The 24,613-nt window shown below is 41.8% G+C and carries 24 protein-coding genes; 4 read left to right on the top strand and 20 right to left on the bottom strand.

Annotated elements, in window-relative coordinates; translation table 11 throughout:
* Nucleotides 1–15: 15 nt before the first annotated feature.
* From QZZ41_RS06010 to QZZ41_RS05980, 7 genes are all read right to left on the bottom strand, one after another.
* Complete coding sequence (locus QZZ41_RS06010; protein WP_295069479.1) at nt 16–324, bottom strand: hypothetical protein; 309 nt, start codon at nt 322–324, stop codon at nt 16–18.
* 219 nt (nt 325–543) lie between these two features.
* A complete protein-coding gene (locus QZZ41_RS06005; protein WP_295069477.1) occupies nt 544–1,002 on the bottom strand; it encodes an NUDIX domain-containing protein in 459 nt (152 codons plus the stop codon).
* Nucleotides 995–2,773, bottom strand: a complete 1,779-nt coding sequence (aspS, locus tag QZZ41_RS06000) for an aspartate--tRNA ligase (RefSeq protein WP_295069476.1) — start codon at nt 2,771–2,773, stop codon at nt 995–997. Before aspS ends, QZZ41_RS06005 begins: the two co-directional genes overlap by 8 nt.
* A gap of 1 nt (nt 2,774) precedes the next feature.
* On the bottom strand, nt 2,775–4,109 hold the full coding sequence (gene hisS / locus QZZ41_RS05995) for a histidine--tRNA ligase (RefSeq protein WP_295069474.1): 1,335 nt from the start codon (nt 4,107–4,109) through the stop codon (nt 2,775–2,777).
* Nucleotides 4,110–4,176: 67 nt separating this feature from the next.
* Nucleotides 4,177–4,578, bottom strand: a complete 402-nt coding sequence (locus tag QZZ41_RS05990) for a methylglyoxal synthase (protein ID WP_009984662.1) — start codon at nt 4,576–4,578, stop codon at nt 4,177–4,179.
* Between the two features lie 40 nt (nt 4,579–4,618).
* Nucleotides 4,619–5,356: an AAA family ATPase gene (locus QZZ41_RS05985; RefSeq protein ID WP_074713993.1), complete on the bottom strand. Its 738-nt coding sequence runs from the start codon at nt 5,354–5,356 to the stop codon at nt 4,619–4,621.
* A gap of 193 nt (nt 5,357–5,549) precedes the next feature.
* Nucleotides 5,550–6,059, bottom strand: a complete 510-nt coding sequence (locus QZZ41_RS05980) for a shikimate kinase (protein WP_295069471.1) — start codon at nt 6,057–6,059, stop codon at nt 5,550–5,552.
* Nucleotides 6,060–6,222: 163 nt separating this feature from the next.
* Between QZZ41_RS05980 and QZZ41_RS05975 the strand changes: the two genes are divergently transcribed.
* Complete coding sequence (locus tag QZZ41_RS05975; RefSeq protein ID WP_295069469.1) at nt 6,223–7,167, top strand: TIGR01212 family radical SAM protein; 945 nt, start codon at nt 6,223–6,225, stop codon at nt 7,165–7,167.
* Between the two features lie 26 nt (nt 7,168–7,193).
* On the opposite strand, the gene lysA is transcribed toward QZZ41_RS05975, so the two are convergent.
* The 3 genes from lysA to lon are packed head-to-tail and all read right to left on the bottom strand — an operon-like array spanning nt 7,194 to nt 11,490.
* Entirely contained in the window at nt 7,194–8,492 is a 1,299-nt protein-coding gene (gene lysA / locus QZZ41_RS05970) for a diaminopimelate decarboxylase (protein WP_295069467.1), read from the bottom strand.
* 24 nt (nt 8,493–8,516) lie between these two features.
* Entirely contained in the window at nt 8,517–9,119 is a 603-nt protein-coding gene (yihA, locus tag QZZ41_RS05965; RefSeq protein ID WP_074714439.1) for a ribosome biogenesis GTP-binding protein YihA/YsxC, read from the bottom strand.
* A 28-nt stretch (nt 9,120–9,147) separates the two neighbouring features.
* Nucleotides 9,148–11,490: an endopeptidase La gene (gene lon, locus QZZ41_RS05960; protein ID WP_295069465.1), complete on the bottom strand. Its 2,343-nt coding sequence runs from the start codon at nt 11,488–11,490 to the stop codon at nt 9,148–9,150.
* A gap of 457 nt (nt 11,491–11,947) precedes the next feature.
* Between lon and QZZ41_RS05955 the strand changes: the two genes are divergently transcribed.
* Both QZZ41_RS05955 and QZZ41_RS05950 read left to right on the top strand, forming a co-directional pair.
* Nucleotides 11,948–12,250 carry a YerC/YecD family TrpR-related protein gene (locus tag QZZ41_RS05955; RefSeq protein ID WP_019678660.1) on the top strand — a complete coding sequence of 101 codons (303 nt, stop codon included), beginning with the start codon at nt 11,948–11,950 and terminating at the stop codon, nt 12,248–12,250.
* Between the two features lie 78 nt (nt 12,251–12,328).
* The gene (locus QZZ41_RS05950) at nt 12,329–15,229 is read left to right on the top strand and encodes a glycoside hydrolase family 9 protein (RefSeq protein ID WP_295069463.1); all 2,901 of its coding nucleotides are present in this window, start codon (nt 12,329–12,331) and stop codon (nt 15,227–15,229) included.
* 79 nt (nt 15,230–15,308) lie between these two features.
* Here QZZ41_RS05950 and QZZ41_RS05945 read toward each other — a convergent pair whose 3' ends face one another.
* Together QZZ41_RS05945 and QZZ41_RS05940 are read right to left on the bottom strand one after the other, a co-directional pair.
* Nucleotides 15,309–16,526, bottom strand: coding sequence for a 6-phosphofructokinase (locus QZZ41_RS05945; protein ID WP_295069461.1), 1,218 nt, complete (start codon nt 16,524–16,526; stop codon nt 15,309–15,311).
* 191 nt (nt 16,527–16,717) lie between these two features.
* Nucleotides 16,718–17,506: an HAD family hydrolase gene (locus QZZ41_RS05940; RefSeq protein WP_295069459.1), complete on the bottom strand. Its 789-nt coding sequence runs from the start codon at nt 17,504–17,506 to the stop codon at nt 16,718–16,720.
* 112 nt (nt 17,507–17,618) lie between these two features.
* Between QZZ41_RS05940 and QZZ41_RS05935 the strand changes: the two genes are divergently transcribed.
* Nucleotides 17,619–18,134, top strand: a complete 516-nt coding sequence (locus QZZ41_RS05935) for a cob(I)yrinic acid a,c-diamide adenosyltransferase (RefSeq protein WP_295069457.1) — start codon at nt 17,619–17,621, stop codon at nt 18,132–18,134.
* A gap of 28 nt (nt 18,135–18,162) precedes the next feature.
* Here the strand turns inward: QZZ41_RS05935 and QZZ41_RS05930 are convergent, their stop codons facing one another.
* The 8 genes from QZZ41_RS05930 to pgk form a co-directional block, all read right to left on the bottom strand.
* On the bottom strand, nt 18,163–18,384 hold the full coding sequence (locus tag QZZ41_RS05930) for a hypothetical protein (RefSeq protein ID WP_295069455.1): 222 nt from the start codon (nt 18,382–18,384) through the stop codon (nt 18,163–18,165).
* A gap of 31 nt (nt 18,385–18,415) precedes the next feature.
* On the bottom strand, nt 18,416–18,928 hold the full coding sequence (locus tag QZZ41_RS05925; protein WP_295069453.1) for a Gx transporter family protein: 513 nt from the start codon (nt 18,926–18,928) through the stop codon (nt 18,416–18,418).
* 1 nt (nt 18,929) lies between these two features.
* Entirely contained in the window at nt 18,930–19,286 is a 357-nt protein-coding gene (locus QZZ41_RS05920; RefSeq protein ID WP_295069451.1) for a NusG domain II-containing protein, read from the bottom strand.
* Nucleotides 19,279–20,328 carry an FAD:protein FMN transferase gene (locus tag QZZ41_RS05915; RefSeq protein WP_295069449.1) on the bottom strand — a complete coding sequence of 350 codons (1,050 nt, stop codon included), beginning with the start codon at nt 20,326–20,328 and terminating at the stop codon, nt 19,279–19,281. The genes QZZ41_RS05920 and QZZ41_RS05915 overlap by 8 nt, the downstream gene beginning before the upstream one ends.
* A gap of 198 nt (nt 20,329–20,526) precedes the next feature.
* Nucleotides 20,527–22,047, bottom strand: coding sequence for a 2,3-bisphosphoglycerate-independent phosphoglycerate mutase (gene gpmI / locus QZZ41_RS05910; RefSeq protein ID WP_295069447.1), 1,521 nt, complete (start codon nt 22,045–22,047; stop codon nt 20,527–20,529).
* Nucleotides 22,048–22,099: 52 nt separating this feature from the next.
* A complete protein-coding gene (gene tpiA, locus QZZ41_RS05905) occupies nt 22,100–22,876 on the bottom strand; it encodes a triose-phosphate isomerase (RefSeq protein ID WP_074714007.1) in 777 nt (258 codons plus the stop codon).
* Between the two features lie 32 nt (nt 22,877–22,908).
* Entirely contained in the window at nt 22,909–23,097 is a 189-nt protein-coding gene (locus QZZ41_RS05900) for a hypothetical protein (RefSeq protein WP_295069445.1), read from the bottom strand.
* Nucleotides 23,098–23,167: 70 nt separating this feature from the next.
* Nucleotides 23,168–24,388, bottom strand: coding sequence for a phosphoglycerate kinase (pgk, locus tag QZZ41_RS05895; protein WP_074714009.1), 1,221 nt, complete (start codon nt 24,386–24,388; stop codon nt 23,168–23,170).
* Nucleotides 24,389–24,613: the final 225 nt, after the last annotated feature.

The raw sequence follows: 24,613 nt of genomic DNA, 5'->3' as shown, positions 1-24,613 counted from the left end.
TTCACAAAGCTGATTTCAGAAAAATCTGCTTATTATTTCATTAACAGCTGAATCCATATTTTTCTCAGCAAGCTGCTTTATACTGCCGATCTTTTTCGTACATTCGCTCTCCGCATTTTTCTCGTATTCTTTCAGCTTTTCATTATATCCTTCTCTGATCTTTACAGCCTCCGAAGTAGCTTCTGCGATCTTTTTCTGAATAGCAAGTGAAGAACTGCCCGAAGCAGAACTGATTATATCATCACGCTGTCTGCGTGCTTCGGCATTTTTCTTATCGGATATCGCCTCAGCTTCAAGTATCTTTTTTACAGCCTCTGATGCCATTTAAACGCCTCCTTTTAAAATGACTGTTGGTCATTTATTTCTCTTAGTATATCACAACAGATATCAGCAGTCAATAGATATTATGTTAATAAGTTCTGAAAATAAACAGAAAGGGAGCCTTCCCTACAGACAGCTCCCTTGCAAATATCCATTGACAATAAATATTATACCTCAAACCGATAAAAATGTCAATAAAAATTTTTAGATTTTAAATTATTTTTATACACCAAATATCTCATACTCCCCTGCTTTTAAGGAAATCGACTTATAATCTCCTTTTTCAAGGGTATTTTCACGATCTTTGATGTATGCGTTAAGGATCGCACGGCTCATATTAGTGATATCGCTCCTCCTTACAGCCTCCTCAGGTGTAAGAAGCAATACTTCACTGTTTTCATAGCCGTCCGACACAGGCTCTCCCGATATATATTTAAGACGAAATACTATTATCCACTGTTCGGCTCTGAACTGAACTGCAAAAACTGACTCAGCTTCTGCGTTAACGCCTGTTTCTTCAAAGAACTCGCGCTTTACCGCATCAGACGGAAGCTCGCCCTCCTTGACATAACCGCCCGGGATAAGTATACGTTCCTTTGCAGGTCCATATGTATGCCTTACAAAAAGTATCTTGCCGTCAATATCGAGAATACCGCATACCGCATAAAAACGATTACTCATCTTCTTTTTTCACTACGCTTATACCGAGAACTTCAAGGCTCTCATCGTCAACAGCTGACGGACATTCGGACATGAGCTCGCTTGCATTCTGTACCTTCGGAAACGCTGTTACATCACGGAGACTGTCAGCCTTGCACATTATCATAGCAAGTCTGTCAAGACCGATACCCATACCGCCGTGAGGTGGTGCGCCGTAGCGATAAGCATCAACAAGGAATCCGAATTTAGCCTGTATCTCTTCATCTGTCATGCCAAGTGCCTCAAACATTCTCTGCTGAAGCTCAAAATCAGTTATACGCATAGAACCGCTTGAAAGCTCAGTACCGTTGAGTACCAGATCCCAAGCCTTAGCGCGAACATTAGCAGGATCAGTGTCAAGATAGCCGAGACATTCTTCCATAGGCATTGTAAATGGGTGGTGTGCTGCTACCCATGTATTATTTTCATCATCATACTCAAAGAAAGGCATTTCTGTTATCCAGAGGAAGTTATAAACATCATCAGGTATAACGTCAAGCTTCTTGCCGCAGATAAGTCTGATAGCTCCCAGTGTTGAAAGAACAGTCTTTGTCTTGTCAGCACAAATGAGAACGAGGTCTCCCTCGTGTGCATCTACTGCTGCGCATATCTTTTCAAGCTCGCCGTCTTTAAGGAACTTCTTGAATGAACAGTTAGGCTCATCTGCCCAGCGAATGTAGGCAAGTCCCTTTGCGCCTATACCCTTAGCATGGTCAACAAGCTTGTCGATCTCCTTACGAGTATATGTTGCCGCACCGTTCTTTACGTTGATAGCACGTACGCTGCCGCCGTCCTCGATAGCACCTTTGAATACAACAAAATCTATGTCCTTTACAGTATCAGTGATATCCTGTATCTCAAATCCGAAACGTGTATCAGGCTTGTCTGAGCCGTAACGGTTCATAGCATCAGCAAATGTAAGTCTTGGGAGAGGAGTTGGAACGTCTACTCCCATAACTTCCTTGAATACGCGCTGGATAAAGCCTTCAACGCACTCCTGTATATCCTCTGCGTCAACAAAGGACATCTCAAGGTCTATCTGTGTGAACTCAGGCTGACGGTCTGCACGAAGATCCTCATCGCGGAAGCAGCGAGCAAGCTGTATGTATCTGTCATAGCCTGATACCATAAGAAGCTGCTTATATATCTGTGGAGACTGCGGAAGTGCATAGAATTTGCCCTGATGTACTCTTGACGGGATAAGATAGTCTCTTGCGCCCTCAGGAGTGGACTTCATCATCATAGGAGTCTCTATTTCAAGGAAACCATTCTCATAGAAGTACTCACGAGTAACTTTTGCGATCTCGTGACGCTTGATAATATTCTCCTGGAGAGGTGCGCGTCTGAGGTCGAGGTAACGGTATTTAAGACGGAGCTCGTCATTTACCTTTGTCTCATTTACGATCTCAAAAGGCGGAGTCTGAGCCTTTGCAAGTACTCTGAGGTCGTTTACAAATATCTCAACATTACCTGTTTTAAGCTTATCATTCTTGCTTTCACGCTCACGTACTTCACCCTTAGCCATAAGAACATATTCGCTCTTGCATGAAGCTGCCTTATCAAATATCTCACGGTCAGTCTCGTCATTGAAAAGGAGCTGAACAACGCCTGTTCTGTCTCTTAATACAATGAAGATAACGCCACCCTTGTCTCTTATTCTGTCAACAAAGCCGCCTACAACGACTTCCTTGCCTACTTCGGTCACTTCGCCACAGTAATGTGTACGCTTTAAACCTTTCATACTGTCTGCCATTTTACTTATCCTCCCCTGTGAATGCGAACATTGAGCCGTTCTCATCGTCCATTATGTCGAGAACTTTATTGAAGTATTCATTCTCAAAATTTGTAGTAAATTTATCGTTAAGAAGTATCTCGGTCTCGTTTCCTGATTCCATTTCCTTGAGTCTTGCTTTACCTTCTGCAAGCTCATTATCTCCGAGAACAACTGTATAAGCTGCACCTATCTTATTTGCATACTTCATCTGAGCCTTGATACCTCTGCCCATAAGGTCATACTCTGCGCAGTAACCGAACTCACGCAGTCCCTTTGTAAGCTCCATTGCCTTTTCAAGTGCAGCATCACCCATAGTAGCAAAGTAAATATCGCACTTCTTAGGTGTAAGATAATCGCAGCCCTGCTTGTCCATAACAAGAAGAAGTCTTTCAATTCCCATTGCAAAACCAAGTGCAGGGATATGCTGACCGCCCAGCTGTTCAATGAGTCCGTCATATCTTCCGCCGCCACAGACAGTACCCTGTGCTCCTATTTCGGTAGTAACGAATTCAAAAACAGTCTTTGTATAATAATCAAGACCTCTTACGATCTTTGGATTTACCTTATACTCGATACCAAGATTTGTAAGATATGCCTGAAGCTTCTTGAAGTGATCGTCACATTCCTCACAGAGATAATCTGTGATAAGCGGAGCATCTTTAGCGATCTCCTGACATATCGGGCTCTTACAGTCAAGAAGTCTCATAGGATTTTTTACAAGTCTTTCCTTGCAGGTATCGCAAAGTTCTTCCTTATGAGGCTCAAAATAAGCTTTGAGTGCTTCATGGTATTTAGCACGGCATGAAGGGCAGCCGATAGAATTGATATACAGCTCGATATTTTTCAGACCAAGTCTTGTGAGAAGTGTCTTGGCAAGTGAGATAACCTCTGCATCTGCTGTAGGAGCTGCACTTCCTGCCATTTCCAGTCCGAACTGGTGGAACTCACGAAGTCTGCCTGCCTGCGGACGCTCATGTCTGAAACACGAAAGCATATAAAATACCTTCTGCGGCAGTGCTTCATTGAGAAGTCCGTTCTGGAGCATTGCGCGGATAGTACCTGCTGTACCCTCAGGACGAAGAGTAAACTCTGTTTCCTTAGCCTTTACGGTATACATTTCCTTCTGAACAACATCAGTGGTCTCGCCTACAGAACGAAGGAAAAGGTCTGTATTCTCAAAAGTCGGTATACGTATTTCAGAGAAGCCGAAGCTTTCAGCAGTTTCTCTTGCTATCTTTTCGACTGTGTTCCATTTGTGAACATCCTTTGGCAGAACATCTTCTGTACCGTTTGGACGTTTTATATTCATAGCCATATATTTCAAGCCTTTCCTGTTTGTTTTTTACATGAAAATTGTCCCTTTAGAAGGGACAATTGAACATTTAGATGCTCGGATTACCGACCTCACGCCAATCCAGATCGCCTCTTTCGAGTGCAAGGATCAATGCTTCTGCGGTAGCGATATTTGTTGCAACAGGTACGTTATGAACGTCACAGAGTCTGAGAAGGTTCATTCCGTGAACATCTGCTGCCTTTGGGTTTATAGGGTCTCTGAAGAAGAGAAGAACATCGACTTCATTACATGAAAGAAGTGCCAGTATCTGCTCAGCTCCGCCCTGTCCGCTAAGATATCTTTTGATAGGAAGCCCTGTAGCTTCGCTTACCTGTTTTCCTGTTGTATTTGTAGCTATAAGAGTATGCTTTGACAGAATGCCGCAGTATGCGCTGCAGAATTGCACCATGAGCTCTTTTTTAGCGTCGTGTGCTATAATTGCGATCTTCATATATCTTTCCTTTCCCCGCTTAGCGGATTAATTATCTTTTTTATACAGTCTTTACTGTAAGCGGCACAAATTCTCCGCCGAGACGCTTTGATATAGCGTCAAATGCTTTGAGTGCCTCACTGTCAGTAGGGATAGGATTGCCCTTACCTGTAGCAACTGTCATCTTGAAATCATCTGGGATAACTCCGATAAGCTGAACACCGACCTTGTCTATAATTTCATCAAGGTTTGTGATGAGCTCACTGCCGATGATACGTTTACTGATCTTATTGATGATGAGTCTCTGACTCTTATTTCCTCTGTTATAGAATTCATCTGACATAAGGCTTGCGTCTCTGATGCAGACAGGATCAGGAGTAGATATCACAAGTATAAGATTTGCCTGTTCAACAATATCAAATACATGAGAATTGATTCCGGCACCTGTGTCGATAATGATGTACTCAAAATACTTCTTTACGGAACGGCATATCTCTACTATCTGCTCTGCACTTACAGAAGTAAGTGTTTTGGGAGCACACAGAATATTAAGATTTGATGCCATAGGGATCTGAGCGACAGCTTCGAGAGCAGTCTTTTTTCCACTGAGGACATCACCGAGATCATACTTGATATTATCTTCTACACCGAAAATAATGTCAAGACATCTGAGACCAAAATCAAGCTCGATTATAAGAGTTCTGTGTCCCTGTTTAGCGAGAGTATAACCAAGTCCTGCACAGACTGTTGATTTACCTGTTCCGCCTTTTCCTGAGGTAATAGCAATAATTTTAGACATTTCGATTCCTTTCCGATATCCGCAAGCCAAAGCAGTTTTGCTGCATAAACGGCACCGAATTCTGATAATTATTAATAATAATAATCCTACTATACATTGTAACACATAATTACCTAAATGTCAAAGAACTTTTTGAATAGAAAAGGAAAATTGTGCAATTCAGTGCTTTTGTAGGTTTATAATTGTCTATTTCTTACAAATGATCGTATATTTCAGCCATTATTTTACTTACGGTTTTCTCTACGTTGCAGCCGTTTTCATCAATGATGATATCTGCATACTTTTCATACAGAGGCACACGCTCTTTATAGAGCCCGCTCAGTGACTGTCCTTCACGGATCACTACGCCCCTGTTTTTTATGTTGCCAAGGCGATATCTGAGCTTTTTGTAATCAAGCTTCAGATAAACAACAACACCATTATCAGCAAGATTTTTCATTGCTTCTTTGCCGTAAACAACACTTCCGCCCGTAGCGATGACTGAATTTTCCGCATCAAACCTGCTGAGGATACTGTTTTCGGTCTCAACAAAACCGTCAATACCTTTTTCAGCAATGATATCTTTCAGAAGCTTCTTTTCCTGCTCCTGTATTATCAGATCAGTGTCCATAAATTTGCAGCCTAAGAGTTTTGCAAGAATAACTCCGACTGTGCTTTTGCCTACTCCCGGCATACCTATTAAAACAATATTCTTTTTCACCATAAAAGCATCAGGTCCTCAAAAAATATTACTCTTATATTTTAGCGCACTTTGTGCAAAATGTCAATAGACAATCAGCCCAGATATTGCGATATTTATTTTTTATATACTAAATATTGACAAATCTAAAGCGATATGGTAACATATTTACACAAGGAGGCAAAAAATGAACAAAAGTCCTTTTATATATTCTAATGATAACAAGCGTTATTATACGCTGAATTATTATAACAAAAACAAATACGGAAAAAAAATATACAAAGCCGTTATAGACTGCGGTCTGACTTGTCCGAATATAGACGGTACAAAAGGCGTAGGCGGCTGTATATTCTGTGACGGAGGAAGCGGCTATTTCACACACAGCGGTCTCACGGTAAAAAGTCAGCTTGAAAGAGAATATGAACGCATATCTCAAAAATACGGTCCTGACGCTGAATTCGTTGCATATTTTCAGGCAAATACGAATACATATGCCCCTTGCAGCGTTCTTAAAGAGCTATTTTATTCAGCTTTGGAATTCCCTAACGTATGTGGTTTATCCATAGGAACTCGTGCAGACTGCCTGTCAGATGATATCATCGGACTTTTATGCGATATAAATGAAAAAACTGCTCTTACCGTAGAGCTTGGAATGCAGAGCTGTCACGAAGAAACTCTGAAACTTATAAACCGCTGCTGCACACACAAGGAATTCCTTGAAGGTTATCACAAACTCAAAAGCAAAGGCATAAGAGTCTGTCTGCATATCATTAACGGACTCCCTTTTGAAACACCCGAAATGATGCTCAAAACAGCTCATGAAGTTGCAAAAATGAAGCCTGACGCAGTAAAGCTGCAAATGCTTCATGTGATAAAAGGCACACGGCTGGAAAAAATGTATCAAAATAACGAATTCAAGCTTTTGGATCGTGATGAATACATTGATATCATCGTGAAACAGCTGGAAACATTACCGCCTGAGACAGTTATTGAACGAATAACAGGTGACGGTGACAAATCAAAGCTTATAGCACCTATGTGGAGTGCGGACAAGATAGCAGTTCTCGGAGGAATAGACAAAAAGCTTGCAGAACTTGACACATGGCAAGGCAGGCTATATACCGAAAAATAAGGCAGGGATATTCCCTGCCTTATTTTTTATATATCGTTTCTTATGATATCATCAAGTGTCTCTCTCTTAACAGCTATTCTCGATTTGCCTTCGTTTACAAATACAACTGCAGGCTTCTGAAGTCTGTTATAGTTCGATGACATTGAATAATTATATGCACCTGTTGCACATACAGCTATTATATCTCCTGATTCTGCGTGCTGGAGCGGCATATTCTCGCCGATAAGGTCACCGCTTTCGCAGCATTTACCTGCAATTGTAACCTTTTCTGTACGATCATCATTTGCTTTATTTGCAACGATAGCTTCATATTCAGAACCATAAAGGATATATCTCGGACTGTCAGCCATACCGCCGTCTACAGAGATATAAGTTCTTATATTAGGTATCTCCTTGCGAGCACCGACTGTATAAAGTGTTATACCTGCGGGAGCCGCTATAGAACGACCAGGTTCGATGAACATTTTCGGGAGCTCTATGTTGAGCCTTGCACATTCAGCCTTAACAACGGAAGATACTCTTTCGAGGTATACTTCAAAAGGTGCAGGATCATGTTCTTCAAGATACTTTATACCGAAACCGCCGCCCAGGTTGAGTCCCTTGATCTCAAAACCGAGTTCATTCTTTATCTTTGCGATAAATCCGAGCATTACCTTTGCAGCTTCTTCAAAAGGCGCAATATCAAATATCTGCGATCCTATGTGGCAGTGAAGTCCGCTTAAATTTACACTTTTACAGTTTACAGCCTCTTTGACAGCTTCAAATGCTTCTCCTGTTTCAAGAGCGAAGCCGAATTTACTGTCGATCTGACCTGTTTTTACAAAGTCATGAGTATGAGCGTCTATGCCAGGTTTTATACGGAACATAATATCAGGCTTCACGTTCATTTCTGCTGCAATAGCTTCAAGTCTGTGAAGTTCGCTTATATTATCGACTATGATATGTCCAACGCCGACCTTCAATGCGAAACTCAGTTCTTCATCGGTCTTATTGTTGCCGTGGAAGCCGACTTTACCCATAGGGAAGCCTGCTTTATAAGCTGTATAAAGCTCACCTATCGAAACTGCATCAAGACCATCGCCTTCACTTGCAACTACTCTGCACATCTCCATGCAGGAAAAAGCCTTGCTTGCATAGTGAACTTCACCTTTTCCGTCATAATACTTTTTCATACTGTCATGGAAACGGCGAAGAGTTTTTCTTATAAGCTGTTCGTCCATAACATAAAGCGGAGTGCCGTATTCTTTTGCAAGCTCCACCGTGTCAACTCCGCCGATAGTAAAGTTACCTGCGCTGTTGACACCGAGATTTTCGGATACAAACATTTTTAACATCCTTTCAGGTATAATTTATTCGTCAGAGACGTCATTGTCATCTGCGATATCCTCAACGATCTGCCTTAACTCCTCAACACCTTCAAATGTCTGAGAAGAAAAAGGTATAACATGAATATCCTCAAAGCACGGTATTTCGTCCTTGAAGGCTTCAAGCCGCTTTGCTCTCTCAGTCTTGTTCAGCTTATCTGCTTTTGTTAGCACAAGAACGAACGGCATTTCCGTGTCTATAAGGTAATTTATCATCTGAACATCGTCTTTTGTGGGAGCGTGACGCATATCCACCAGCATGAATACAAGTCTGATATCTCTGTCAGAGCTGAGATATCCCTCAATAAGCCCCGACCAACGCTCCTTTTCCGACTTTGCAACTTTAGCATAACCGTATCCGGGAAGGTCTACAAAATATATATTTTCAAGACCGTAAAAATTTATGGTAGCTGTTTTTCCGGGAACAGAGCTTACTCTCGCAAGATTTTTCCTGTTGAAAAGCTTATTTATGAGTGTTGATTTTCCCACATTTGAATGTCCTGCAAATGCTATCTCTATCCTCTCAGGTGCAGGGATCTGAGAAAACTTTCCATATGCGGCGGTAAACTCCGCTTTGTTGTAATTCAGCTTCACGGCGTTTCCTCCTTGTCTGAATTTATTTTATAAGTGCTGTATCAAGAACATCTTTGAGTTCTTCTGCGTATACAAATTCTATAGCGTCCTTTACTACCTTGTCTACTTCTTCAAGATCAGGCTTGTTGGCTACAGGTATGATAACAGTCTTTATGCCTGATTTATATGCAGCCATTGTCTTTTCGCGAAGTCCGCCTATAGGAAGGACTTTTCCGTGAAGTGTAACTTCACCTGTCATAGCAACATCTGATCTCACCCTTGTTCCCGAAAGTGCGGAAACAAGTGCAGTAGTCATAGTAACACCTGCGGAAGGACCGTCCTTTGGAACAGCTCCTTCGGGAGCATGGATATGAATATCGTTCTCTTTGTAAAACTCAGGATTGATGCCGTATTTATCTGCGATACTGCGAACATAGCTGACAGCTATCTTTGAGCTCTCCTTCATAACATCGCCAAGAGAACCCGTTACCTCGATCTTGCCTGTTCCTTTCATTATAAGAACTTCGATAGGCATGAGAACTCCGCCCACAGATGTCCATGCGAGACCGTTTACAACGCCGACCTGATCCTCCTTGGACGAAAGGTCTCCGAGGTATTTGCGTATGCCGAGATAATCGTTTATATCCTTAGCCTTTATGCTGACACGTTTAGCTTCACCTGATGCAACTTTCTTTGCAGTTTTTCTGCAAAGTGAAGCTATACTTCTTTCAAGTGAACGCACACCTGCTTCTTTGGTGTAGTACTGTATAAGCTCATCAATAGCATCATCACTTATCTTGAGCTGAGTTGCCTTTAATCCCTGTTCTTTGAGCTGCTTCGGGATAAGGTGTTCCTTGGCTATGTGGAATTTCTCCTCAGCAGTATAGCTTGGGAGCTCGATAACTTCCATTCTGTCAAGAAGCGGAGCAGGTATAGCACTTACATTATTTGCTGTTGTAATAAATACTGCTTTGCTCAGATCAAAAGGTACTTCTATGAAGTGGTCACGGAAAGCATTGTTCTGCTCAGCATCAAGTACTTCGAGCATAGCTGACGAAGGATCGCCCTTGATATCGCTGCAAAGCTTGTCTATCTCGTCGAACAGGATAAGCGGATTTGCAGAGCCTGCCTGAGATATTGCTGTTATGATACGTCCTGGCATAGCTCCAACATAGGTCTTTCTGTGACCTCTTATATCAGCTTCATCACGAACGCCGCCCAGTGAAACACGGGCATACTTTCTTCCCATAGCCTTTGCGATAGACTTTGCTATAGAAGTCTTACCGATACCTGGAGGGCCTGCAAGACAGATTATCTGTCCCTTTATCTCAGGATTGAGCATATGAACTGCAAGGAATTCGAGGATACGTTCCTTTACTTTTTTCAGTCCGTAATGATCCTTTTCGAGAACTGCCTGTGCTTTGTCCATAGAAAGCTTAGCCTTGGTATATTTTCCCCACGGCAGATCAAGTACAGTATCAAGATAATTCTTGATAACAAAGGCTTCCTGAGATGACGGAGGGAGCTTTGTAAGCTTGTCAGCCTCTTTAAGAAGCTTCTCCTTGCTCTTCTCGTCTATCTTCAGATCCATTATGTCATTGATATAGCCGAAAGCTTCATCGCCCTCGTCTTCACCGAGCTGCTCCTGTATAACTCTGAGCTGTTCACGGAGATAAAACTCACGCTGTCCCTTGTCGATACTGTTTTTCGTCTGCTCGTTTATAAGGTTTTCAAGCTCTAATATCTCTACCTCCGATGTAAGGCAGGCAAAAAGAACCGAAAGCTTGTTTATAACATTAGTCTCTTCGAGAAGAGTCTGCTTGTCACGATAATTAAGATTGCAGTTGAAAGTAACTGTCTCAAAAAGCTTTACAGGTGAATCCTGTGTAACTATTGAAGTGAGCAGTTCCTTTGGCATTCTCGGGAAGAATGAAGCATAACGCTCAAAAACGTCCTTGACTGAACGCATCAGTGCTTCTGCCTCAACTTCGTCAAGCTTCGCTCTTGAATATGTGGGAGTGCGCTTGACCTCGGCTTTAAGTACTTCTCCGTCGTCGATAAGCCTTACAAGATTTGCCTTGTATACGCCTTCTACAAGGACTTTCATGATATTGTCCGGAAGCTTGAGTACCTGCTTTACTTCCGCAACAACTCCGACTTTATAAAGGTCAGATGCCTTTGGATTTTCAACATATGCTTCATGCTGTGTAACAAGAAAAAGCTTGCCGCCCTCTTTCAGTGAACGTTCAACAGCAGCCACTGATTTGCTGCGCGAAACGTCAAAATGCATTACCATTTTCGGAAAAGCAACAAGTCCTCTCATTGCAACAGTATAAAGGATATTCGCTTCTTCTATATTTTTATCACTCTTAATGGTCTGTTCCATAAAATCACCGCATTTCTGTAGGTATCATATTTATCCTCAAATAACGAATATTTCATTACTTTATCATTATACTATATCTTCATAAAAAATTCAACCCCTTGTTTTATTTTGATATCACTAAGGAAAAATATATAATCCAAATCATACTCGCCGTAATTAAATTAATTATACTTATAAATCATTTAAGTCATATTTTAATCCAGCAGTATTTATATTGCATATGATTATTTGCGGAATATTATCGTGTTTGCCCAATTTTTGCGAATTTTGAGAAATATTCTTTACTTTTTGTTGAGAATGTGCTATCATATACATGAAGGTGTAGTTTCTTATTTAATATATTAGCATTTTAATGCCGTATTTTTTACGCAAAAAAGCTTTACTTTTACGGAATAATGTGTTAAAATGTAAAGTAAGAAATCGTTTGATACGCCTTTTGGCAGATTGGAGAATTATTATGATCGATAAAATAAAATCAGAAAGCATGGATCTGCTCTTTGAAGCTATTCTTACACTTGACTCAGTAGATGACTGTTATAAATTTTTTGATGATCTCTGCACAAGCATCGAACTGAAAGCATTTGCTCAGCGTCTTCACGTTGCTAAGCTCCTTGATGAACACAGAGTCTATAACAGCATCGTGACAGAAACAGGTGCAAGTACTGCTACGATAAGCAGAGTGAACCGTTCTTTGAAAGACGGAAACGATGGATATAATATTGTTTTTGACAGGCTTAAAAAGAAAAATCTGCTCAAGTAATATGTGGTTATAATGGTTTTTTCTCCGAGGCACGAGAAAAATCCCATGAAATAATTACTCTCGAAAGGAAGATTTGACATGAAAAAGGCGAAGATACTCAAAAAATCATTAGCCTGCTTGTCTGCTACCGCTACTATTCTTACAAGCGGTATCATCACAAGCGCAAATGCCGCAGTTATCACTGAGGGCAAGACAAACAACTATCACAACTACGCAGAGGCATTGCAGCTCGCGCTTTGTTTCTATGATGCCAACAAGTGCGGTGATGAGGTAGCTGATGACGGTTACTACTCATGGCGTTCAAACTGTCACGTTATCGATGCAGAGATCCCGCTCAAGCCAATGAGTCCTATGCCTACAGTCGGCAAGGGCAAGACTGATGATCAGCTCAAGACAGATCAGGGACTTGGCGCAGGCGATGACGGTAAAACAAAGCCAAATCTTGGCGACGATGATCCTACTCTTTATGTCGGCGTAAATATGAGTGAGTCATTCATCGAAAAGAACAAGAAGTACCTTGATCCAGACGGAAACGGCACTCTTGATCTTACAGGCGGCTGGCACGATGCCGGTGACCACGTAAAGTTCGGTCTCCCGGGAAGCTATTCAGCTTCTACAGTGGGCTGGGGTTATTATGAATTCCGTGATTCTTATGAAGAACTCGGACTCCAGAAGCACGTTGAAGACGAACTTCGCTGGATCAATGACTACTTCATGAAAGCAACATTTATGGACGATGACGGTAACGTAATCGCTTACTGTTATCAGGTCGGAGAGGGTAATAACGACCATAACTACTGGTGTCCTCCTGAGCTTCAGCAGGATAACACAATGGTTGCTTCATCATCTTGTGCTGTTAAGCGTCCTGCTTATTTCGCTACAGAAGAAATGCCAGCTTCTGACCAGTGCGCAGGTGCTGCCGCTTCACTGGCTATAAACTACCTCAACTTCAAGGATACAGATCCCGAGTACGCTGAGAAAAACCTCAAATATGCAAAGGCTCTTTACGATTTCGCTGTAAAGACACACATTGAGGAATGGAAGCCGGGTATGGTACCAAGTAACTCAAGCCTTGGCTACGATGGTGGCTTCTATACATCAAGCTATGACTACGATGAACTTGCATGGGCTGCTGTATGGCTTTACTACTGTACTGAAAACTACGATTATATCGATGATATTATCGCAGTTGATGATTCTAAGCCAATTTCTGACAGTGGTTCATTTGATGCAGAGGCTCAGACAGGTCAGCAGCCTTCTTACGCTTACACAGGCTATATGAAGCGTATCATTACTGATACAGGTAACTGCTGGCAGAACATCTGGGTTCACTGCTGGGATACAGTTTGGGGCGGAGTTTTCGCAAAGCTTGCTCCTATTACAAATACTGCACGTGACTGGTACATCTTCCGTTACAACCTTGAATTCTGGTCAGGCTGCTCCAAGACAACTGATTGCTCTGAATGGGGCTATGAGCCTGTTCACGGTCATAAGTATTTCGGCAGAGACGATTATCTCTGGAATATGCCTATGACTTGCGATAAGATCGCTGATCTCCCTGACAGTGAGACAAGCGGCGACTTTATAGCTAAATCACCTAAGGGCTGGGCAGTCGTTTCAGGTTACGGTTCAGCTCGTTACAATACAGCTGCCGGTCTCTGTGCTTGCGTATATGCAAAGACTACAGGCGATGAAACATTCCTCCCATGGGCAAGAGCTCAGATGGAATACATCCTCGGCAACAACCCAATGGGTTATGCTTACGAAGTAGGTTATGAATACAACTTCGCTTCACATCCGCATCACCGTTCATCACACTGCTCAGCTACACAGAGCATGGACGATCCGATAGTTCAGGTACATACCCTCTGGGGTGCTCTCGTTGGCGGTCCTGACCTCAAGGATAACCACGTTGATGAGACAAAGGACTATATCTACAACGAAGTTACCGACGACTATAACGCAGGCTTCTGCGGAGACCTTGCAGGTCTTTACCACTACTACGGTACTAAGGGCAAGGTAGACGAAAAGGAAAACCACATAATCGAAGACTTCAATATGTCTGAAAACGCTATCGGCTACGATCAGGTAGACGAGGACGGCAATCCGCTTCCTGTAGGATACTTTGTATCAGCAGGTAAGGCTCAGGAAAAGGAAGACGGTATCCAGCTCAAGCTCGTTCTCCACAACAGAACAACAAATCCTCCAAGATTTGAGTGTGACGTTAAGGCAAGATACTACTTCAATATCAAGGAGCTCCTTGACGAAGGCTACGGCATTGATTATATCGTTCCTCGTATCGACTACGATCAGGAGGCAGGATATACAAACAACAAGTCACACGCTGTTCTCTCAGAACCTGTCAAGTACGACGATAAGGGTACATATTACGTTGATGTAACATGGAAGGATTGTAAGTTCTACGGCAGCCGTGTATATCAGTTCGCTCTTACAACAAAGATGGATCCTGAGACAAACATCTACCCTGAGTGGGATTCTTCAAACGACTACAGCTACGATGATCTCGTAAGCTTTGAAGATGATAACGCTGCTTCAGCTATTACAAATAAGGTAACACTTTATGCTGATGATAAGCTTATCTGGGGTGTAGAGCCTGACGGTACAACTGCTGAAGATGTAGCTCCAGTAGCTTCAACTACTACAACAGGTAATTCATCTGCTCCAGCAGGAACAACCACAACTACTACAAAGGCTAATCCTTCTAAAACAGATGAGGTTGCACCTAATCCTTCAGCAGGTGACGCAAACTGCGATGGTCAGGTAGATATGTCCGATATCGTTCTTATCATGCAGTCACTTGCAAATCCTGACAAGTACGGCTTAAAGGGTTCAGATAAGAACCACATTACAGCGCAGGGTGAAAAGAATGCTGACGTTGATACAGCAAGCAAGGGCGTTACTTCAAACGACGCACTCAGAATTCAGGAATTCCTGCTAGGCAATGTAAAATCACTTTAATAGTTAAAAAGCGGCTCAATTGAGCCGCTTTTTTGTATGAAAACGCCCTATGTATCACATAGGGCGTTTTTGATAAATGTTATATTACAAAATTCAAAGGCATTCCGTTTTTCATAATCGCATGAAGCTCACCCTGTATAAGTGGCATAAGATAATCATACGCAGGCGATAAAACGTTATTTCCCTTTTCGTTTATCCATTCTCGTGGGAAGAATTTCTCCGAATTTGCAGCCTTTGAAGCTTCAACAGTGCCGATCCTGTAGCTATAAGGCATATTCGATTCTCTGATGAATGTCATCATACAGCCTGTTTGTCCGTCAAGACCTGCTTTAACTGCTGCCATACCAATAGCTTCTGATGATCTTATATCCTCAAGAGAAGCTATATGAGAGCTGCATCTCTGCATTACGTTAAGCTCGATGGAACGAACTTTACAACCTATCTCAGCAGCAACAAGCTTTTCAAGGAATTTGCCTATTCCCGAAAGATAACTGTGTCCGAACACGTCTTTCTGTCCAGACTGATATTCTTCGGCAGCAAACTTACCCTCGGCTGTTTTTACACCTTCCGATACAACGACTATAACCGCCCTGTACTTCTTCATCTCAGCCTTAACATCTGAAAGAAATCCTTCAATGCTGAATGTAGTCTCAGGCAGATATATCAGATGCGGTGCAGACTCTCCGTTTGCTCTTATACAGCATGAAGCTGCTGCAAGCCAGCCTGCATGACGTCCCATAGTCTCGATGATAGTAACTGACGGGATACTGTAAACGTTACTGTCTCTTGTTATTTCCTGCACAGTCGCTGCAACATATTTTGCAGCAGAACCAAATCCCGGAGAATGATCTGTCTCGCAGAGGTCATTATCTATAGTTTTAGGGATACCTATTATCTTTATATCGTCAATTCCCATATCTTTAAGATATGCTGAATACTTAGCAACCGTATCCATTGAATCATTTCCGCCGATATAAAAGAACATACCGATCTCATACTTCCTCAGAACTTCTGTTATACGTTCATATATATCACTTTTTTCCCTGTGATCAGGAAGCTTTTTTCTGCATGAACCAAGTACAGCTGACGGAGTTCTAAGCAACAGCTGATAGCTTACATCGCTTGTGATCTTTTCCGAAAGGTCAACAAGTTCCTCATTGATGATACCCTCTATACCGTTAAGAACTCCAAAGACCTTGTCGATCTCATCGTTACGCTGTGCAGCACTGTAAACACCTGCCAATGAAGCGTTTATAGCGCAAGTCGGTCCTCCTGACTGTGCAACTGCTATATTCATAATACTTTTTCGACTGAGTATATCCCGAACTCAGTCATACCCTCTCATAATATTTGCCATTCGGCTTTAATATTATTATAACATAGCACTTTACACTTTTCAATTCAAATAAAATCCAAAAAAAACTATCAAAAAATCGCAATATTTGACCAGAATAGCAATAAACGCCCAATATGATGACATATTGAAAATCAAATAAGCCCGAAATGAGCAAGTGCATTTGCTATTCCGTTCTCTTCAATAGGCGTAGTTATGTAGGAAACATAGGGGTATATTACTTCCGCTCCGCCCATTGCTATACTGTTCGGAACAGCCTCAAGCATAGGAAGATCATTCATGCTGTCACCTATTGCATAAGCTTTTTCCATTGGGATATCAAGCTTTTTGAGTATATGCTGAATACCTGTAGCTTTAGAAAATCCCAGCGGTACATTCTCAAAAAATCCGCCTCCTCTGTCGATTATCGAAAACTTCTTACCTATTTCGTTCCTGAATTTTTCCATATCACTTTTTGGGTTTTCCCAGATAACAAACTTATCAAATCCGAAATTATCGTCCTCTACCCTGCCGCTTACGTCAATTCCCGAATCAACAAATACTTCCATGAAGTACTTTAATCCGTCAGTCATAGGAGCTTTATCATCGAAAAAATAGCCTGCCGAATGTTCATAAACAGGAGTTACATTACACTCACGCATAAGTTCAGCTATCTCTCTGCATTTGTTTTTTTCAATAGTACGCGAAAGAATAACATCGCCGTTATACTCTATATAAGTTCCACAGCCGCATATATATCCGTCAAATCCCAGTTCCTTTACTCTCGGACTGATATTGAAAGCTGTTCTGCCTGAGTTTATAAAAGTAAGATTTCCCTTCTCTCTTGTTCTTTTGACAGCTTCTCGTGTACTGTCAGGGATTATGGCTCTCTCGTCCTCTGTAACAAGAGTACCGTCAATGTCAAAAAATATTATTGAACTCATTAAAACACTCCTTGAATTTTACATCTTTTATATTATAATCCCTTGACAAAAAAGTGTCAAGTCTTGATTAAACAAGTTTAAGATGTTATAATATTTTGGGAGGCGTATCAGAATGTTACATATTTATTATGGAAATGGAAAAGGAAAAACTACAGCAGCAGTCGGACTTGCTGTAAGAGCCTGCGGCGCAGGAATGAAAGTTGCTTTTTTACAGTTTCTGAAAAACGGAAGCTCATCAGAGATAAATGTTCTTAGAACACTGGAGAATATAAATGTTATATGCTGCGAAGAATGTAATAAATTCACATTTCAGATGAACGATACTGAAAAGCAAAATGTGGAATACTGCCATAACGAAATGCTGAAAAAAGCTTATTCTATGCTGAATAACGGAGCTGTGCAGCTCATAGTGCTTGATGAATTTCTCGATGCATATAATAAAAAGCTCCTTGATACAGAGCTTGCTGACGACTTTATTAAAAACTGTTCCGATAAATGCGAGATCATTATTACAGGAAGATTGCCCAGTGAATGGCTGAAAAAACAAGCTGACTATCTTACTGAGATGACAGCTGTTAAGCACCCATATGAAAAAGGTATCAATGCCCGCAAGGGGATAGAATATTAGGCTGCCGCATATAATACGGCAGCCTTTTTTACAGCATATTCTTTAATTCCTCTATCAAAGCAAGATCTTCCTGATTTATCTTCATATTGGTAACGATCGACTTGTTTTCAGGAGTTATGACTTTTATTTCAATTATACTCCCCTCCTGAACACTGCCAACTGCCGCTTTGAAAAAAAGTGGTACTTTAGGATGATTTCCTTTAAATCTTTCAAAAAGCGATTTCAGCTTAAATACATTCATTGGATTCATTTTTTTCACCTCAATAAGTATTATACCATATTTACTTATTTTTCTCAACTTTTTTGCCCATAAACCCTCTTTTGATCAGTAACTGTGCGCATATTCCTGTAAATGCACCTGCTATACAGCCTGATATTATAAGATAGGGATAATGATAAAGCACCGCAAATGATCTCATAATGATGATCGCTACAGTAATTTGTCCTGTATTATGCAATATTGCGCCAATAATACTGCTCAGCCATATGAAGTTTACAGGTACTCTCCTCTTTACACCAAGCATACCTATAAGACAGAATACAGCACCTGCCATACTGTAAATTATAGCTGAAACATTTCCTCCGAATATCGAACCAAGCATAACACGCGCAAATACTACCATTGCTACTTCTTTCGCGCTGTATTTATACACAGCATAAACTGTTACGATATTTGCGAGTCCGAGCTTGACTCCGGGAATAGCAACAAGGTTAGGTATACGCAGTTCTATTATAAATATAATAAGCGCAATAGCAGTCAGCAGAGCAAGTTCGGTGAGTCTTTTTGTTTTCATATCAACTCTGCTCCTTCTCTGCATATCGTATAACAAGCTTGTGAGGCAGACAAACTATGGGCATAGTCTCTGATCTTAAAACACCTGTCTTAACGCAGGTATGGTCGGGGCAATCCGCATCGGAAATACTTATCTTTCCATTTTCTATTTTTATTTCGTTCCAGCCGCCGTCATTGCTCTCTATACGAAAAGTTCTGTCCTTTTCCTTTGAAAGATCAATAGTATATAATACTTTATTGTTCTGTACTATCTCCACATATGTGCTATCAGGCGTCCTGTAGCTCAGTATTACCCATATTACAGAACCGATAAACAAAGCTGCTACAATAATAATAAGTATTTTTACGCCTTTAGTCAACGGATATCACCTCCGCAGGCATATCACTTATATTCTGAAAAGAGTCTCCAATACCGCTTGTATAGTATATCTTCTTATCATCAGTCACCATTATAACGTCATACTGAGGATTTGAACGTAAGTACTCAACTGTTTTGTCATATCCGAGTACAAATAAAGCTGTAGACAGCGAATCACATTCAAGACCGTTATCACCTATCACCGTTACGGATACAAGTCCGTTATCAGCAGGATATCCGTCACTTGGGTCAATTATGTGCCAGTATTTATTACCGTCCTCACCATAAAAAAAGCGCTCATAGTTTCCCGATGTTATAACTGCCTTGTCGATTATATCAACTACGCACATATCTTTATCTTCTAAAAACGGGTCTCTTACTGCTACTTTCCACGGAGAGCCGTCAGTCTTGCTTCCGAGTGACTGAACATTTCCGCCAAGGCTTACTATAGCAGATGTAACACCATGAGACTCCATAATCTTCATTATTTCGTCGCCTGTATAGCCTTTTGCTAGTGCTCCAAGGTCTATCTGCGAATTTTCGGGAAGAGCCACGCTGTTTTCTTGAATGGATATCTTACGGTAATCCACATTTGCAAGCAGTTCATCTATCCTGCTTTGTTCGGGTATTTTATACTCACCTGTTGTAAAGCCCCACTCTCTCAGTACGGGATAAACCGTAATATCAAGTGCTCCGCCGGTCTTATCGCCAATTTCCTTAGCTTTTTTTATAAGAGCGATCGTATCATCACATACCTCAACAGCTTTTCCGCCAGAGTTATCAAGCTTCCAAATGTCGCTGTCTTCCAACGTTGCGGACAGCTCTTTTTCCAGCTCATAAATGCGTTCTTCAGCATCATCGACCGCTTTTTCCGCATCATTTCCATAAGCTTTCAAACTCATAAATGTATCCATTGCAAATACATCGCGTACAGCAGATTCTGTTATATTTTCATTTATTTTTGTGCTGCTGTTTTCACTACAGCCATATAATAAGAAGCACGAAAAAAGTATCAATGTCAGACTTTTGAATTTACCAGACATATATAATCTCCTAAAACAAACTAAAAATATTATAACATATTTTCAAGGAAACAGCAACACCCTGCCGATAAAACTGTCCTGTTTTTTCTCTATCGCCAATATAAAGCCTTTTATATAGGTATCAGAACGTAAACGCAAAGTTGTTATCACAAGCAAACATAATTTCAAGAGAAAAGCGGATCAAAGATCCGCTTTATTTTACTTTTTAAGCAAGCTCTTTCCTGTCATTTCAGCAGGCTGTGGAACTCCCATAATATCAAGCATTGTAGGAGCAAGGTCAGCAAGTACGCCGCCCTCTGTAAGTGTACCCTCAACACCAACAGCAATAAGCGGAACAGGATTTGTTGTATGTGCAGTAAACGGACTTCCGTCAGGTTCCATCATCTTGTCAGCATTACCGTGATCTGCTGTGATAAGAGCAGCACCGCCTTTAGCAAGTATCTTATCTACCATACGACCAACGCAGGTATCTGTAGCCTCAACAGCCTTTACAGCAGCATCAAATATGCCTGTATGACCAACCATATCGCAGTTAGCATAGTTGAGTATGATAACATCATACTTGTCAGAGTCGATCGCTTCACATACTGCATCACATACTTCATACGCGCTCATTTCAGGCTTGAGGTCAAATGTTGGAACATCAGGAGACTTTATAAGTATTCTGTCCTCACCCTCAAACTGCTTCTCCTCACCGCCGTTGAAGAAGAATGTAACGTGTGCATACTTCTGTGTTTCAGCGATACGGAGCTGAGTCTTTCCAAGCTTTGCAAGGTATTCGCCCATTGTCATTGTAAGCTGCTCAGGCGGATATGCAACAGATACATTAGGCATAGTTGCGTCATACTGAGCCATACATACGAAATTAACAGGGAAAAATCCGTTCTTTCTCTCAAATCCTGCAAAGTCAGGATCAACGAATGAGCGTGTGATCTGTCTTGCTCTGTCAGGACGGAAGTTAAAGAAGATAACGCTGTCATCAGCCTTTATCTGTGCGCCGCCCTCAATTACTGTAGGAAGCATGAACTCATCTGTTACTTCGTTAGCATAAGAGTTCTTTATAGCCTGTACAGGATCTGTCTCCTTAACGCCCTCACCATAAACAAGTGCAGAATAAGCCTTTTCAACTCTGTCCCAAGCATTGTCTCTGTCCATTGCATAGAAACGTCCTGAGATAGTAGCTATCTTGCCAAGACCTATCTTTTTGAGTTCGGCTACAGTTTCTTCCATATACTCGGCAGCTGATGAAGGAGGAACGTCTCTTCCGTCAAGGAATGCATGGATATATACCTTGTCGAGACCGTTCTTCTTAGCCATTTCAACTATACCGAAAAGATGCTCCATGTGGCTGTGAACGCCGCCGGGAGAAAGAAGTCCCATAAGGTGAAGAGCACTTCCTTTTTCCTTGCAGTTGTTCATAGCTCCGAGGATAGCCTTGTTGCTCTCGAATGTACCGTCCTTGATATCCTTTGATATCTTAACAAGCATCTGATAAACAATGCGTCCTGCACCGATATTTGTATGTCCTACCTCTGAGTTGCCCATTTGTCCGTCAGGCAGACCTACATCAAGTCCGCTTGCGCCGATGATAGTATTAGGGCACTCAGCCATATATTTATCAAGATTAGGCTTCTTTGCAGCAGCGATAGCGTTGCCGTATGTATCAGGGTTATAACCGAAGCCGTCCATGATTATAAGTGCTACAGGTTTCTTTGACATATCTATTTCCTTTCATGGGTAAGGGCGGATAATATCCGCCCCTTTAGTTTTATTAGCCTTCTACAGCTGCCTGAACGATAACGTTGAAGTCCTCAGCCTTGAGTGAAGCACCGCCGATAAGACCACCGTCGATGTTTGGCTTAGCAAGGAGCTCAGCAGCATTCTTTGCATTCATTGAACCGCCGTACTGGATAGTTACAGCATCAGCTGTTGCCTTGTCGAAAAGCTTAGCAAGCTGAGCACGGATAAATCCGCAAACTTCCTCAGCCTGATCAGGTGTAGCTGTAAGACCTGTACCGATAGCCCATACAGGCTCATAAGCGATAACAACGTTCTTTACCTGCTCAGCTGTAAGTGACCAGAGATCAAGCTTGATCTGACGAGCGATAACTTCCTCAGTGATGTTGCACTCACGCTCCCACTTGAGCTCACCAACGCAAACGATAGGCTTGAGACCAGCTTCAAGAGCAGCAATAGTTCTCTTGTTTACTGTCTCATCTGTCTCACCGAAGTACTGTCTTCTTTCGCTGTGACCGATAACAACATACTCAACGCCAAGCTCTGTGAGCATATCAGCTGAGATCTCACCTGTGAATGCACCGCTCTTCTCAAAGTGTACATTCTCAGCACCGATCTTAACATTGCTGCCTGCTGTTGTATTTATAGCTGTTTCGAGGTTTGTGAAAGGAACACAAGCGATTACCTCGATCTTGCCCTCAGCGTTAGCTACGAGAGGCTTGATAGCCTCGAGAAGTGCCTTAGCCTCAGGGCGAGTTTTATTCATTTTCCAGTTTCCGGCAATAATTGCCTTTCTTAAAGACTTATTCATTACTGATTACTCCTTATATATTTTTTAGCTGTTTAAGCTCTGTTTCCGCCATTATTTGAGTTCTTGAACTTATTGTTCGCACCATTATAGCTTCCAATGGCAATGCCGTTTTTTACAGGAGATGCTATAAATCCTACAACTATTCCTGCAAGGAAACCTATAAGCATATAGAGGAAAGCCTTTTCGCCCTTTTCCTCTTTGAACTGTTCGATCGAATCCATTACTGTCAGCCCCTTTACTTGATACCGAAACAAGGGCGAATATCTCTACCCGCCCTGTTTATAAGTTCAATTACTTTTCAGCGATAGCTGCAACGCCAGGGAGTACCTTACCCTCGAGGTATTCAAGTGAAGCACCGCCGCCTGTTGAGATGTGGCTCATCTTGTCAGCAAAGCCAAGCTGGATAGCAGCTGTAGCAGAGTCACCGCCGCCGATGATTGTTGTAGCATCAGCCTGTGCAAGAGCCTCACAAACAGCTACAGTACCCTTCTTGAGAGTTGGGTTCTCGAATACGCCCATAGGTCCGTTCCAAACAACTGTCTTAGCGTTCTTAGCAGCCTCAGCAAAGATAGCAGCTGTCTTAGGTCCGATATCAAGACCCATTTTGTCAGCAGGGATCTTGTCAGCATCAACATAATCTACGCTGATCTCTGCGTCGATTGGATCAGGGAATGAATCAGCAACTGCTGTATCTACAGGGAGAAGGATCTTCTTGCCGAGCTTCTCAGCCTTAGCGAGCATTTCCTTACAGTAGTCGAGCTTCTCTTCGTCAACCAGTGACTTTCCGATAGAACCGCCCTGTGCCTTTATAAATGTATATGCCATACCGCCGCCGATGATAAGTGTGTCACACTTTTCAAGGAGGTTAGAGATAACGTTGAGCTTGTCAGCAACCTTAGCACCGCCAAGGATAGCAACGAAAGGTCTCTCAGGAACCTCTACTGCATTACCGAGATACTGGATCTCCTTCTGCATGAGGTAACCAACAGCAGTTTCCTTAACGAACTTTGTAACGCCTGCTGTTGAAGCATGAGCTCTGTGTGCTGAACCGAAAGCGTCCATAACGAATACTTCGCCATCGATAAGATCAGCAAGCTCCTTAGAGAACTGCTCGCCGTTCTTTGTCTCTTCGTCGCCGCGGAAACGTGTATTTTCAAGAACTACGATCTCGCCGTCCTTCATTGCAGCAACTGCCTTCTTTGCGTTGTCGCCTACAACAGTATCATCAGCTGCAAAGATAACGTTTGTCTTAACGAGTTCGCCGAGTCTCTTTGCTGCAGGAGCAAGTGAGAACTTAGCCTCCGGACCATTCTTCGGCTTGCCGAGGTGTGAGCAAAGAACTACCTTTGCACCATTCTCAACGAGCTTATTGATAGTTGGAAGAGCAGCCTGGATTCTGTTATCGTTTGTGATAACGCCGTCCTTCATAGGAACGTTGAAGTCAACTCTTACGAGTACCTTTCTGCCCTTAACGTTAATGTCTTCTACAGTAACCTTGTTTAATCCTGCCATGGGTATGACATCCTTTCGTAATAAAATACATTCTAAGCTGTTGTTATAATATTAACAACGTACATTTCTATTTTACACTATTCTGAGAAATTTTGCAAGCGTTTCCGTAATATTTTTCATGTTAAACATGAAAAATATTTGTGACAGGCTATTATATAGAAAAAATGCCATATCAGTTTGGTATTTCGATCTTAAAAGCAACAATTTCTCTATTGACAAAGCAGT

It is taken from the genome of Ruminococcus sp., assembly GCF_016283395.1.
This window is presented reverse-complemented; position numbering and strand designations above follow the sequence as displayed.

What these genes read in the sequence shown, in the direction of transcription:
- hisS (WP_295069474.1), bottom strand. Translation starts at nt 4,109, where the DNA reads ATGGCTATGAATATAAAACGTCCAAACGGTACAGAAGATGTTCTGCCA.
- QZZ41_RS06005 (WP_295069477.1), bottom strand. Translation starts at nt 1,002, where the DNA reads ATGAGTAATCGTTTTTATGCGGTATGCGGTATTCTCGATATTGACGGC.
- QZZ41_RS05975 (WP_295069469.1), top strand. Translation starts at nt 6,223, where the DNA reads ATGAACAAAAGTCCTTTTATATATTCTAATGATAACAAGCGTTATTAT.
- aspS (WP_295069476.1), bottom strand. Translation starts at nt 2,773, where the DNA reads ATGGCAGACAGTATGAAAGGTTTAAAGCGTACACATTACTGTGGCGAA.
- QZZ41_RS05945 (WP_295069461.1), bottom strand. Translation starts at nt 16,526, where the DNA reads ATGAATATAGCAGTTGCACAGTCAGGAGGACCGACTTGCGCTATAAAC.
- lysA (WP_295069467.1), bottom strand. Translation starts at nt 8,492, where the DNA reads ATGTTTGTATCCGAAAATCTCGGTGTCAACAGCGCAGGTAACTTTACT.
- QZZ41_RS05900 (WP_295069445.1), bottom strand. Translation starts at nt 23,097, where the DNA reads ATGGATTCGATCGAACAGTTCAAAGAGGAAAAGGGCGAAAAGGCTTTC.
- QZZ41_RS05985 (WP_074713993.1), bottom strand. Translation starts at nt 5,356, where the DNA reads ATGTCTAAAATTATTGCTATTACCTCAGGAAAAGGCGGAACAGGTAAA.
- tpiA (WP_074714007.1), bottom strand. Translation starts at nt 22,876, where the DNA reads ATGAATAAGTCTTTAAGAAAGGCAATTATTGCCGGAAACTGGAAAATG.
- QZZ41_RS05950 (WP_295069463.1), top strand. Translation starts at nt 12,329, where the DNA reads ATGAAAAAGGCGAAGATACTCAAAAAATCATTAGCCTGCTTGTCTGCT.
- QZZ41_RS05925 (WP_295069453.1), bottom strand. Translation starts at nt 18,928, where the DNA reads ATGAAAACAAAAAGACTCACCGAACTTGCTCTGCTGACTGCTATTGCG.
- QZZ41_RS05915 (WP_295069449.1), bottom strand. Translation starts at nt 20,328, where the DNA reads ATGTCTGGTAAATTCAAAAGTCTGACATTGATACTTTTTTCGTGCTTC.
- QZZ41_RS05955 (WP_019678660.1), top strand. Translation starts at nt 11,948, where the DNA reads ATGATCGATAAAATAAAATCAGAAAGCATGGATCTGCTCTTTGAAGCT.
- QZZ41_RS05940 (WP_295069459.1), bottom strand. Translation starts at nt 17,506, where the DNA reads ATGAGTTCAATAATATTTTTTGACATTGACGGTACTCTTGTTACAGAG.
- QZZ41_RS05935 (WP_295069457.1), top strand. Translation starts at nt 17,619, where the DNA reads ATGTTACATATTTATTATGGAAATGGAAAAGGAAAAACTACAGCAGCA.
- QZZ41_RS05990 (WP_009984662.1), bottom strand. Translation starts at nt 4,578, where the DNA reads ATGAAGATCGCAATTATAGCACACGACGCTAAAAAAGAGCTCATGGTG.
- QZZ41_RS06010 (WP_295069479.1), bottom strand. Translation starts at nt 324, where the DNA reads ATGGCATCAGAGGCTGTAAAAAAGATACTTGAAGCTGAGGCGATATCC.
- lon (WP_295069465.1), bottom strand. Translation starts at nt 11,490, where the DNA reads ATGGAACAGACCATTAAGAGTGATAAAAATATAGAAGAAGCGAATATC.
- QZZ41_RS05930 (WP_295069455.1), bottom strand. Translation starts at nt 18,384, where the DNA reads ATGAATCCAATGAATGTATTTAAGCTGAAATCGCTTTTTGAAAGATTT.
- gpmI (WP_295069447.1), bottom strand. Translation starts at nt 22,047, where the DNA reads ATGTCAAAGAAACCTGTAGCACTTATAATCATGGACGGCTTCGGTTAT.
- pgk (WP_074714009.1), bottom strand. Translation starts at nt 24,388, where the DNA reads ATGGCAGGATTAAACAAGGTTACTGTAGAAGACATTAACGTTAAGGGC.
- QZZ41_RS05980 (WP_295069471.1), bottom strand. Translation starts at nt 6,059, where the DNA reads ATGGTGAAAAAGAATATTGTTTTAATAGGTATGCCGGGAGTAGGCAAA.